This window comes from Guyparkeria sp. (genome assembly GCF_046540515.1).
Taxonomy (GTDB): domain Bacteria; phylum Pseudomonadota; class Gammaproteobacteria; order Halothiobacillales; family Halothiobacillaceae; genus Guyparkeria.
The window spans coordinates 1-11,166 of sequence record NZ_JBKHFB010000008.1 but is presented as its reverse complement, the minus strand read 5'-3'; the positions used below and the strand labels follow the sequence as shown (position 1 = coordinate 11,166).

Sequence of the window (11,166 nt, the reverse complement as noted above, 5' to 3'; positions counted from 1 at the left end):
AGACCGTTTTGACGGATAACGTGACAGCAATCCAGACCCGAATACCCGCCGAGACCCATGGCCTCTCGATCAACGACCTGAGCGAAAACGCCCGGTTCGTCCTCGAGCGACTGCACGAGGCCGGCTTCGAGGCCTACGCCGTCGGTGGCTGCGTGCGCGATCTCCTGCGCGGACGCAACCCCAAGGACTTCGACGTGGTCACCGACGCGCGCCCCGAAGAGGTCAAGCGCCTGTTCAAGCGCGCGCGCATCATCGGCCGGCGCTTCAAGATCGTGCACGTGGTCTTCCGCGACGAGCTGATCGAGGTGACTACCTTCCGTGGCGGCGATGCCGACGAGGTCAAGCGCGCCGACGGCGGCATGATCACGCGCGACAACGTCTTCGGCAGCATCGACGAGGACGTCTGGCGGCGTGACTTCGCCTGCAACGCCCTCTACCTCGACTTCGCCTCCGGGGAACTGGTCGACTACGTCGAGGGCCTGACCGACATCCGCAGCGGTCGCCTGCGCGTGATCGGCGAACCGGAGGCCCGCTACCGCGAGGACCCGGTGCGCATGCTGCGCGCGGCGCGCTTTGCCGCCAAGCTCGGCTTTCACCTCACGCCCGACAGCGAGCAGGCCATCGCGCACTGCCGCGAGACGCTCGCCGACATCTCCCCGGCACGCCTGTTCGACGAGACGGTCAAGCTGCTTCAGGGCGGCGCCGGGCGCCAGACGGTGCTCGAACTCAAGCGCCTCGGCCTGCTCGAGTACCTGTTCGACAACCTGGCCACCTGGATCGAGCCCAACGACCCGGCCAGCGACTGGGTGCTGATCGAGCCGGTGCTCGAGGCCACCGACGAGCGGGTGGCCAAGGACCTGCCGGTCAACCCGGCCTTCCTGTTCGCCGGCCTGTTCTGGCGGATGCTGGGCCGTCACCGCGTCCAGTGGATGCACCAGCGCGTGCCCATGGAGGACGCCCTGGTTCTCGCCGCCGACGAGGTGCTCGCCGTCGCCGCCCGCCGTCTGATGATCCCGCGCCGGCTCGCCGAGATCATCCGCGCGATCTGGTCGCTGCAGCCGGATCTCGAGCGCCATGCCCCGCCGGCCGGCAAGTCCGGCGACAAGCTGACCGAGGAACAGCGCGCGCTGACCGAGGCGCCGTGGTTCCGCGCCGCAGTGGACTTCCTCTGTCTGCGCTCGCGCACCAACGAGGTCGACGAGGCCGTCTGCAGCTTCTGGCGCCGTCATGCCCCGGAGCGCTCCAGCCGCGAAGAGGCACCGATCGAGGCCCTGCAGCCCTCGGACTTCGGCAAGAAACGTCGTCGCCGTCGCCCGCGTCGTCGCAAGCCCGGCGGCAAGCCGCAATCCGCCAAAGGCTGATCGCGGGAGGCAGGGATGGTTCGGGAAATTGCCACCATCGGCCTGGGCGCCAATCTCGGCGATCCGGTCGACCAGATCGAGCGGGCCATCGAGGCCATCGACAGCCTGCCGCTTTGCCGGGTGCGTGCCGTCTCCGGGTTGTACGCCAACCCGCCGATCGGCCCGCAGGACCAGCCCGACTACGTCAATGCCGTGGCCGAGCTCGAAACGGCCCTGGCTCCGGAAGCCCTGCTGCGCGCCCTGAAGGGTCTGGAGCGCGCGGCGGGCCGCTCGTACACGCGCCACTGGGGGGAACGGATGCTGGACCTGGACATCCTCGCCTTCGGTGATCGCCAGCTCGACACGTCCGAACTGACCGTGCCGCACCCGGAGATCGTCCGCCGGCACTTCGTGCTCGCCCCCTGGCTCGAGATCCGCCCGGACGCCCGCCTGCCCGACGGCACGGCCCTGGCCGGGTTTCTCGAGGCGGTCGCCGATCACCCGCTGCGATTCCTGCGTGCCATGCGCTGGGAACGCCATGGTGACGAGGGCCGGGCCACCGCCCCGGGACACAGCCGGCCGAATCGCGCCAAGGGCGCCCGCACCACTCCCACGCGGAGGTCGCCATGACCCGTACCCGATTGCGCCAGGCCAAGAGCGAGCGCCGCCCCATCGCCATGCTCACCGCCTACGAGGCCGGCCTTGCGCGCGTCGCGGCCGCGGCGGGGGTGGATGCCTTCCTGGTGGGCGACTCGCTCGGCATGGTGGTCCAGGGGCAGCGCGACACGCTGGCCGTCACCGTCGATGACGTCGCCTATCACGCCGCCATGGTGCGCCGTGGCGTGGGCGATGCGCTGGTGATCGCCGACATGCCGTTTCTCTCCGATGCGACCGTCGAGCGTGCGCTGGATGCCGCAGCCAGGCTGATGGGCGAGGGCGGGGCCGACATGGTCAAGCTCGAGGGCGGGGCCGAGAAGGCCGAGATCGTCCGCGCCCTGACCGGCAGCGGCGTGCCGGTCTGCGGCCACGTCGGTCTGCTGCCCCAGCGCGTGCGCAAGCTGGGCGGCTACCGGGTGCAGGGCCGCGAGGCGGCGGATGCCCGCCGCATCCTCGACGATGCTCGGGCGCTGGTCGCCGCCGGCATCGACCTGCTGGTGGTCGAATGCGTGCCGAGCGAACTGGGCCGCGCGCTGGCCGAAGCGGTCGAGGTGCCGGTGATCGGCATCGGTGCCGGGGCGGATACCGACGGCCAGGTGCTGGTGATGCACGACATGCTGGGTGTGACCGAGAAACCGCCGCGCTTCGTGCGCGACTTCCTCGTCGAGGGCGGCTCGATCCGGGGCGCGTTCGCCGCCTTTGTCGAGGCCGTGCGCGAGCGGCGTTTCCCGACTCCCGAGGAAAGCTTCTGATGCAGGTGATCCGCGACATCGAGACCCTGCGCGATTGGCGCGAGTCGGTCGAGTTCGAGGCCCGTCGGGTGGGATTCGTGCCGACGATGGGCAACCTCCACGCCGGGCACCTCGCGCTGATCGAGCACGCCAGGCAACGCGCCGATGCCGTGATCGTGAGCGTGTTCGTCAACCCGCTGCAGTTCGAGGACCCGGACGACTTCGCGCGCTATCCGCGCACCGAGGAACGCGACCTCGAGCTGCTCGAGCGCGCCGGGGTGGCGGCGGTCTTCCTGCCGACCGAACCCGAGCTCTACCCCCATGGCCAGGACGACATCGTGCGCGTCGATCCCGGCCCGCTGGGCGAGCGCCTCGAAGGCGCGGTGCGCCCGGGGCACTTCACCGGCGTGGCCACCGTGGTGACCAAGCTGTTCAACCTGGTGCGGCCCGACGTGGCCGTCTTCGGCGAGAAGGATGCCCAGCAGGTGGCCGTGATCCGGCGGCTGGTGGCCGATCTCGACATGCCGGTGGAGCTGGCGATCGAGCCGACCCACCGTGAACCCGACGGGCTGGCGATCAGCTCGCGCAACCGCTTTCTCGACTCGCAGCAGCGTTGCCAGGCCCCTGCCGTCCACCGGGCGCTCAAGCGCGCGGCCGAGTCGCTGGCCGGTGGGCACAGCGTGGCCGCGACGCTTGCAGCGGCCCGCCACTGGCTCACGCAACAGGGTTTCGAGGTCGACTACCTGGTCTACTGCGACGACGAGCGGCTCGAGGAGCAGACCCGGCTGGTCTCGCACGGGCGGCTGCTGGTCGCCGCGCGCCTGGGTAAGGTCCGTCTGATCGACAACCTCGCCGTGCACACCCCGCACCCGGCCAACACCGAAAGCGATCGCTGACGGGCCGGGAGCACCGCGGATTTACGCTGCGGACGCAATTTCGGCACAATACGCGTCTGTCTCGCGACCACGGGCGACCATTTCGGTCCCGGTGCCAATGGCGAGACGGCATACCCACTACCCGCCCACACCGCGCAGGCGTCTATGAATCCGAACTATCTCGACTTTGAACAGCCGATCGCCGAACTCGAGGCCAAGATCCGCGAGCTCCAGCTCATGGACGACGATCAGGGCCTGGACATCGACGAGGAGATCGAGCGGCTGCGCACCAAGTCGACGGATCTGACGCGGTCGATCTTCGCCAATCTCGGCGCCTGGCAGGTCAACCAGCTGGCCCGCCATCCGCAGCGCCCGTATCTCACCGACTACCTCGAGCGGGTGTTCACCGATTTCCGCGAGCTGCACGGCGATCGCGCCTTCGGCGACGACCCGGCGATCATCGGTGGCATGGCCCGCCTCGACGGTCTGCCGGTGATGGTCATCGGCCAGCAGAAGGGCCGCGACACCAAGGAGAAGATCCGCCGCAACTTCGGCATGCCGCGCCCGGAGGGCTACCGCAAGGCCAAGCGCCTGATGGAACTGGCCGAGAAGTTCGGCCTGCCGGTGCTGACCTTCATCGACACGCCCGGCGCCTACCCGGGCATCGACGCCGAGGCGCGCGGCCAGAGCGAGGCGATCGCGCGCAACCTCTACGTGATGGCCGAGCTCGAGACCCCGATCATCGTCACCGTGATCGGCGAGGGTGGTTCGGGCGGCGCGCTGGCCATCGGCGTGGGCGACCACGTGATGATGCTCCAGTACAGCACCTACTCGGTGATCTCCCCGGAAGGTTGCGCCTCGATCCTCTACAAGAGCGCCGAGAAGGCCCCCGAGGCCGCCGAATCGCTGGGCATCACCGCCGAGCGTCTCAAGGAGCTGGGCCTGGTCGACGAGGTGATTCCCGAGCCTTGCGGCGGGGCGCACCGCGACGTGCCGGCCATGGCCCGCTCGCTCAAGAGCAGTCTCAAGAAGGCCGTGCTCGCCCAGATCGACCGGCCGACCCAGGCGCTGCTCGAGCGGCGCTACGAGCGCCTGATGAGCTACGGTGAGTTCATCGAACGCTAATGCCGCCCGTCGGCAGCCGCCGGCCGGCGACGACCGGTCGGCCGGGCCGGCTTGCCCGCCGCACGACGCCCATGTCCTGCTCGCCAGCTCCGGCGGGCGCGATTCCCTCGGCGCGCTGGTGCAACTGGCGCGCTGGCGCGACGATGGGCGCTTCGCCCGCCTTTCCGTGGTCCACGTCGATCACGGACTGCACCCCGACGCCCCGGACTGGGCCGAGATCGCCCGTGAACAGGCCCGTCTCCATGATTGCCCGTTCGAGCTGCACCGGGTAGCCGTCAAGCGCGCCACGGTCGGGGCCGGGCGCGGCTCGACCGAGGCGGCCGCCCGCGAGGCCCGTTACCGCGCGCTCGACGAGGCGCTGCGCGATGCGGCCGTCGAGAGCCCGTCCCATCCACCCGTGCTGGTCACCGCCCACCACGCCGATGACCAGGCAGAGACCATCCTGCTCGCGCTGATGCGCGGTTCGGGCGGGCAGGGGCTCTCGGGGATGTCGGCCTGGCGTCCGCGCGGGGCGTTTGCCCACTGGCGGCCGTTCCTGGAAACCCCCCGCGCCGAGCTCGAGGCGGCCGCACGGGCGAGTGGGCTCGACTGGGTCGATGACCCGGCCAACGACGACCCCGGCTTTGCCCGCAATCACCTGCGCCATCACGTGCTGCCCGCGTTGCGGGCCTACTGGCCCGATGCCGTCGCTCGGATGCGCACCAGTGCCCAGCGACTGGCGATGGAGCAAGGTCTGCTGAGTGAACTGGCCGAGATGGACGCCGACCAGTCTCTGGACGGGCCGACGCTCGATTGGCGCAGGGCCGCCGCCTTGCCGCCGCATCGCCAGTGCAACCTGCTGCGCCAGTGGCTGGCCCGCCTGGGTTGCCTGCCGCCTCCACCGGAACGCCTCGGCGAGTGGCTGGCGCAATTGCGACGGGCCGCGGCCGATCGCCAGCCGTTGCTCGAATGGCCGGGTGGCCAGCTACGGCGTTACCGGGATCGGATCCATTGGCTCAGGGTGCTGCCCGAGCCGACGCCGTCGCTCGACTGGCCGGCCGATCGCGATTGCCTGCCCGTCGACGGGGGGCGCGAGCTCTGCCGTCGGGCGGTTGCCGAGGGGGTGGATGACCGCTTGGTCCTCGCGGCGGGCGGGGAGGGGTGGCGCCTGCGCCCGGTCGGCGGCAGCGAACGGTTGCGCCCGGCCGAGGGGCGGCCGAGCCTGCCGGTCAAGCAATGGTTCCAGGATCGGGGCATCCCGCCGTGGGAACGCCCCGCGGCCATCGGGGTGGAGGTCGACGGTCGACTGGCCGCCGTGCTGGCCGGCGAGCACTGGCTGGTGGACGCGGGCTTCCATCCGGCCCCGGGGGAGCCGGCCTGGACATTGGTCGAGCGGCGCTCGGGCCAGCCCGGTTAGTCTGCCCTTAGCCTGCCTGCACCTCGATGCGCTTGCGTCGTGCACCGCCGGCCTTTTCCAGCGTCACGCTGAGCACACCATTGCGATAGGCCGCCCTGGCGGATTCGGCCTTCACCGGCGCCGGGAGGGGAACCAGTCGTGCGAATCGGCCATAGGCGCACTCGGCCACGTGGTATTCGCCTTCACGGTGCTCCCGCTCGACGCGTTTCTCGCCGGCAATCCGCAGATGCTCGTCGAGCACCTCCACCTCGATGTCATCGCGTTCCAGCCCCGGTGCCTCCAGGCGCACCTCGACATGGGCGTCCTGGTCGAACACCTCGACCGGCAGCAGGCCCCAGCCGATATTGCGCCGTTCCAGATCGCGGCCTTGGTCGGCCGACTCGCGGTGGCTCGGGGTGAAGCGGGTAATCGCCTGGCCGGCGGCGTCGGTCAGACGGTGCCAGCCCTCGGTAATCGATGTGCCGATCTGTTCGAAGCGGTCGCGAATTCGATCAATCGTCGCCATGCTGCACCTCCATGGGTAGCCTGGGTGAGTTCCTGACGACGATAATTGGGCCTCGGGCGCCGCGTTTCAAGCGCCTGGGCGGTGCGGTTGAGGTCGAGTCATCGGCGTGCGTGACGGATCGACTCCAAGCCCAGTCATGGGAGCGAGCACCGCTCGCGAAGGCCGCGCAAGCGGCCGTCTCCGTTGGAGAAATCAGCCATTCGAATCGGGGACTCTCGCCACCGGCGCGATTCGCTTGCAGGGCAAGTTCCCAAGGTGAGAAACCCCGCAGGGGAGGCCTTGGCCGCGAAACGCAACCCGAGACCGCGCCCGAAGACGCTCCTGCCGTGAGCGGGGCAAGCCGGCGACGAGGTTCAGCCGTTCTCGTACAACCAGGTCAGCAACGAGTCCTGCACGCGCGTGCCGCCGCCGTACTGCACGCCCTGCTCGTTGTGCAGCATGACCACGACGTAGCGCTGACCGGAGCGCGCCAGCAGATAGCCCGCACCGGCGCGCACGTCGCGTAGCGTGCCGGTCTTGATGTGGGCGTGGCCGCGAATCGAGCCGTTGGTCAGCCGCTTTCTCATGGTGCCGTCGATGCCGGCGATCGGCAGGGTGGACATCACCTCGGACATGTAGGGACTGTTCCAGACCGAGCGCAGCATCTCGCCGATCTGGCGCGGTGTCAGGCGCGAGACGCGCGAGAGCCCCGAGCCGTTCTCGACCACGGCGCCGTCCCAGTCCAGTTCCCGGTCGGCGGCCCAGCGCTCGATCACGCGCGCGGCCTTGAGTTCGGTGGCAGGGGCGCCCTCGATCTCCGCAGCCATGGTGAGCATGATCTGGCGTGCCATCACGTTGTTCGACCACTTGTTCATCAGCCAGAGGTAGTTCGACAGCGGTCGCGAGTCGTGGGTGAGCAGGCGCTTGGAGCCGGACTGCACCAGCCCCCGGCGCCAGGTGCCGGTGATCGTGCCGCCGGCAGCCTCGAACAGTTCCTTGAAGGCGTGGAAGAAGGCATCGTGCGGGTCGCCGGCGACGCGGTAGTAGAGGTGGGGCGAGCACTGGCGCGAGACGGTGCCGCGGACCTGGATCTCCGCGCCCGGGTCGGTGGGGTTGCGGATGTCGATCACCGGCTGGTTGGTGTTGCCGTGACAGGGCTGGTCGACCAGGTTGAGGCTGTTGGTCAGCGCCATGCGCGGGTTCGGCGGCCAGGTGCTCACCGCCGATTCACCTTCGCCGTGCGGCGTGATGGCGATGCGCACGGCACGGTTGTCGAGCAGCAGGGCATTGGGCAGGGCGTTGTAGACGCGATCCGGTCGATTGTCGAACTCGCCCGGGTCGGCGGTGATCGGCGCGAAGTAGGAGTCGTCGAGGATCACGTCGCCGCTAATCTCGCGCACGCCCAGTTCGCGCAGCCGACGTACCGCGTCCCAGAGATCCTCGCTGCGAAACCAGGGGTCGCCGTAGCCCTTGATGTAGAGATCGCCCTCGATCACCCCGCTGACCGGCCGGGCGTCGGCGAGGAATTCCGTTTTCCACTCGAAGGTCGGTCCGAGCACGTCCAGCGCGGCGACCGTGGTCACCAGTTTCATCACCGAGGCGGGGTTGAACGGGCGGTCTCCCTGGTGGTTGATCAGCGGCGTGTCGTTGTCGACGGCCTGAACCCACAGGCCAAGCTGGTTGGCGTCGAGCTTCTGGGCAGCGAGCTCCGACCGGACGCTCGAGGGCAGGGCGTCGTTCGCCGTCACGGCCAGCGGGAGGAGCAGCAGGCCGGCGAGGGCCGCCTGGGCGAGCCGGCCGCACGCGCGGCGGCCGGCAGCGAATCGGGTGGTCAGTGGCAGTTGCATAGGGTATCGGTGTATCCGGTGTTCGGGCGATCCGCGCTGTCGGGAAAAGGCGGATCGTCACTGGGCAGCTGGGCATGTGACGGCGCATGGCCGGCGCTCATGATGCCACAGGGAAAACGCCGGGGAATACGCCGGCGCGGCCGCGTCGTCACGCGCTTTGAGGTAACCGTTGCCATTCAGTAAACTAGGGAAGGTCTGCACGAATCCGATGCCACTCTGGCTCGGCGAGTCGTTCGTGATCAAGGCGCGATGTCGCCGACGTGCCGGCGGCCACGTCAAGGCATCGCAACGCAGAGCACGGGCGACTCGCCAAGCCCCGCAGGGCGCGCCTTGAGCCGGGCATCAGCTGCGTTGTCGTCCTTGGGAAGGGAACCACCCTTCCGCGGCGGACGAGCGCCTTGCATCTACCCGGCTCAAGACGCGCAGAGCGGTATCGGATTCGTGCAGACCTTCCCGAACGCCCTTTCCGCCGTTCCCGGGCGTGGTCCGGGTTCGAGACGCAGGTCCTTTCTTGCCACCCAATCGACGACAGGCGAAACCGCACTTCCATGGCCGAAATCAACCCGATTGTGAATCGTATCGACAACCTCATCGAGCGCTCCGAGTCGCTCCGGGGGTATCTTTGACTACGACGAGAAGAAGGAACGTCTAGAAGAAGTCGACCGTGAACTCGAGGTGCCCGACGTCTGGAACGACCCGGACCGCGCCCAGGCACTGAACAAGGAGCGCGCCTCGCTGGTGCGCATCGTCGACACGCTTTCGGCGATGCGCGATGGCCTGACCGACGCCCGCGAACTGCTCGAGATGGCCGGCGAGGAAGACGACGAGGACACCATCGCCGCCGTCGAGGCCGACGTGGCCACCTACGAGAAGCAGATCGAGGATCTCGAGTTCCGTCGCATGTTCTCCGGCGATATGGACGAGTCCAACGCCTTCATGGACATCCAGGCCGGCGCCGGCGGCACGGAGGCACAGGACTGGGCCTCCATCCTGCTGCGCATGTACCTGCGCTGGGGCGAGAAGCACGGCTTCAAGACCGAGATCACCGAGATCTCCGACGGCGAGGTCGCCGGCATCAAGTCGGCCACCATCCGCTTCGAGGGCGAGTTCGCCTTCGGCTGGCTGCGCACCGAGACCGGCGTGCACCGCCTGGTGAGGAAGTCGCCGTTCGACTCGGACAACCGCCGCCACACCTCGTTCGCCTCGGTGTTCGTCTCCCCCGAGGTCGACGACAACATCGAGATCGAGATCAACCCGGCCGACATCCGTACCGACGTCTACCGCGCCTCCGGGGCCGGCGGTCAGCACGTCAACCGGACCGAGTCGGCGGTGCGCTTCACGCACATCCCCACCGGCGTGGTGGTGGCCTGCCAGTCCGAGCGCTCGCAGATCCAGAACCGCGACCGGGCGATGAAGCAGCTCAAGGCCAAGCTCTACGAGCTGGAGATGCAGAAGCGCCGCGCCGAGGCGCAGGCCGTCGAGGACACCAAGGCCGACGTCGGCTGGGGCAGCCAGATCCGCTCCTACGTGCTCGACCAGAGCCGCATCAAGGACCTGCGCACCGGACACGAGACCGGCAACACGCAAGCCGTGCTCGACGGTGACCTCGACCCGTTCATCGAGGCCAGCCTCAAGAGCGGCCTGTAAAGCGGCAGAACGAAGCCCCATTGTGGGAGCGAGCCCCGCTCGCAAAAGGAAAAACCCCATTGTGGGAGCGAGCCTCGCTCGCGAAGGCCGCGACAGCGGCCGCCCCCGCCCAAGCCGAGCATACGGCCGAAACGGGGACGCGCGCCCCAGTCGGAGGACAAGGGCGCGATTCGCTTGCCAGGCAAGCTCCCACAGCGATGTGATAAACCGCCGAACACGATTACGCCGGGCACGCCCGGCCCATCCAACCATCAAGAGCCGAAACCATGGCCGAGCAAAAGCCCGCCCTCGACGAGAACCAACTGATTGCCGAGCGCCGCGAGAAGCTGAAAAAGCTGCGCGAGACCGGCAACCCGTTCCCCAACGACTTCGACCGCGAGGACATGGCCGGGGAACTGCAGGCCGAGTACGGCGAGCACGACAAGCCGTGGTTCGAGGAAAACACCGTGCGCGTGGCGGTCGCCGGTCGCATCATGGCCAAGCGGGTGATGGGCAAGGCCAGCTTCCTCTCCATCCTCGACCAGTCCGGGCGCATCCAGTTATACGTCGCCCGCGACGACATCGGCGCGGATGCCTACCAGGACTTCAAGACCTGGGACATCGGCGACATCGTCGGCGGCGAGGGCGTCCTCTTCAAGACCAACAAGGGCGAGCTCTCCGTGCGCGTCGACAACCTGCGCATGCTCACCAAGAGCCTGCGCCCGCTGCCGGACAAGTTCCACGGCCTGTCCGACACCGAGGCCCGCTACCGCCAGCGCTACCTGGACCTGGTCATGAATGAGGCCGCCCGCGAGACCTTCCGCCTGCGCAGCCGCGTGATCCAGTTCATCCGCGACTACCTCAACACCCGCGGCTTCCTGGAAGTCGAGACGCCGATGATGCAGGCCATCCCCGGCGGCGCGGCGGCCAAGCCGTTCGTCACGCACCACAACGCGCTCGACATGCCGCTCTACCTGCGTATCGCCCCGGAACTGTTCCTCAAGCGCCTGGTGGTCGGCGGCTTCGAGCGGGTCTACGAGATCAACCGCAACTTCCGCAACGAGGGGCTGTCCACGCGGCACAAC

The 11,166-nt window shown here is 68.8% G+C and carries 10 protein-coding genes; 8 read left to right on the top strand and 2 right to left on the bottom strand.

Going from position 1 to position 11,166, the window contains the following annotated elements; all coding sequences use genetic code 11:
* Window positions 1–20: 20 nt before the first annotated feature.
* The 6 genes from pcnB to tilS all read left to right on the top strand — a co-directional run bounded on the left by pcnB (window position 21) and on the right by tilS (window position 6,124).
* Window positions 21–1,361, top strand: a complete 1,341-nt coding sequence (gene pcnB, locus ACLFRM_RS01795) for a polynucleotide adenylyltransferase PcnB (protein WP_410753925.1) — start codon at window positions 21–23, stop codon at window positions 1,359–1,361.
* Window positions 1,362–1,376: 15 nt separating this feature from the next.
* On the top strand, window positions 1,377–1,970 hold the full coding sequence (gene folK, locus ACLFRM_RS01790; protein WP_410753923.1) for a 2-amino-4-hydroxy-6-hydroxymethyldihydropteridine diphosphokinase: 594 nt from the start codon (window positions 1,377–1,379) through the stop codon (window positions 1,968–1,970).
* On the top strand, window positions 1,967–2,749 hold the full coding sequence (gene panB, locus ACLFRM_RS01785; RefSeq protein WP_410753922.1) for a 3-methyl-2-oxobutanoate hydroxymethyltransferase: 783 nt from the start codon (window positions 1,967–1,969) through the stop codon (window positions 2,747–2,749). The genes folK and panB overlap by 4 nt, the downstream gene beginning before the upstream one ends.
* Window positions 2,749–3,624, top strand: a complete 876-nt coding sequence (panC, locus tag ACLFRM_RS01780; protein ID WP_410753920.1) for a pantoate--beta-alanine ligase — start codon at window positions 2,749–2,751, stop codon at window positions 3,622–3,624. The genes panB and panC overlap by 1 nt, the downstream gene beginning before the upstream one ends.
* Before the next feature lie 144 nt (window positions 3,625–3,768).
* Window positions 3,769–4,728 carry an acetyl-CoA carboxylase carboxyltransferase subunit alpha gene (locus ACLFRM_RS01775; RefSeq protein WP_410753918.1) on the top strand — a complete coding sequence of 320 codons (960 nt, stop codon included), beginning with the start codon at window positions 3,769–3,771 and terminating at the stop codon, window positions 4,726–4,728.
* Window positions 4,709–6,124, top strand: coding sequence for a tRNA lysidine(34) synthetase TilS (gene tilS / locus ACLFRM_RS01770; protein WP_410753916.1), 1,416 nt, complete (start codon window positions 4,709–4,711; stop codon window positions 6,122–6,124). Before ACLFRM_RS01775 ends, tilS begins: the two co-directional genes overlap by 20 nt.
* A 7-nt stretch (window positions 6,125–6,131) precedes the next feature.
* Here the strand turns inward: tilS and ACLFRM_RS01765 are convergent, their stop codons facing one another.
* Together ACLFRM_RS01765 and dacB are read right to left on the bottom strand one after the other, a co-directional pair.
* Entirely contained in the window at window positions 6,132–6,629 is a 498-nt protein-coding gene (locus tag ACLFRM_RS01765) for an Hsp20/alpha crystallin family protein (protein ID WP_410753914.1), read from the bottom strand.
* Window positions 6,630–6,982: 353 nt separating this feature from the next.
* The gene (gene dacB, locus ACLFRM_RS01760) at window positions 6,983–8,455 is read right to left on the bottom strand and encodes a D-alanyl-D-alanine carboxypeptidase/D-alanyl-D-alanine-endopeptidase (RefSeq protein ID WP_410753913.1); all 1,473 of its coding nucleotides are present in this window, start codon (window positions 8,453–8,455) and stop codon (window positions 6,983–6,985) included.
* Between the two features lie 548 nt (window positions 8,456–9,003).
* On the opposite strand from dacB, the gene prfB reads away from it, so the two are divergent.
* Window positions 9,004–10,102, top strand: a protein-coding gene (prfB, locus tag ACLFRM_RS01755; protein ID WP_410753912.1) for a peptide chain release factor 2 whose coding sequence is annotated in 2 segments (ribosomal slippage) — window positions 9,004–9,078 and window positions 9,080–10,102 — 1,098 coding nt in all. Because the reading frame shifts where the segments join, the coding sequence is not laid out codon by codon here.
* Between the two features lie 266 nt (window positions 10,103–10,368).
* Window positions 10,369–11,166, top strand: a 798-nt coding sequence (locus ACLFRM_RS01750) for an amino acid--tRNA ligase-related protein (RefSeq protein ID WP_410753911.1), incomplete at its 3' end; no start/stop codon positions are given.

Coding starts and splice junctions, on each gene's coding strand:
- folK (WP_410753923.1), top strand. CDS start 1,377: ATGGTTCGGGAAATTGCCACCATCGGCCTGGGCGCCAATCTCGGCGAT.
- ACLFRM_RS01775 (WP_410753918.1), top strand. CDS start 3,769: ATGAATCCGAACTATCTCGACTTTGAACAGCCGATCGCCGAACTCGAG.
- dacB (WP_410753913.1), bottom strand. CDS start 8,455: ATGCAACTGCCACTGACCACCCGATTCGCTGCCGGCCGCCGCGCGTGC.
- panB (WP_410753922.1), top strand. CDS start 1,967: ATGACCCGTACCCGATTGCGCCAGGCCAAGAGCGAGCGCCGCCCCATC.
- panC (WP_410753920.1), top strand. CDS start 2,749: ATGCAGGTGATCCGCGACATCGAGACCCTGCGCGATTGGCGCGAGTCG.
- ACLFRM_RS01765 (WP_410753914.1), bottom strand. CDS start 6,629: ATGGCGACGATTGATCGAATTCGCGACCGCTTCGAACAGATCGGCACA.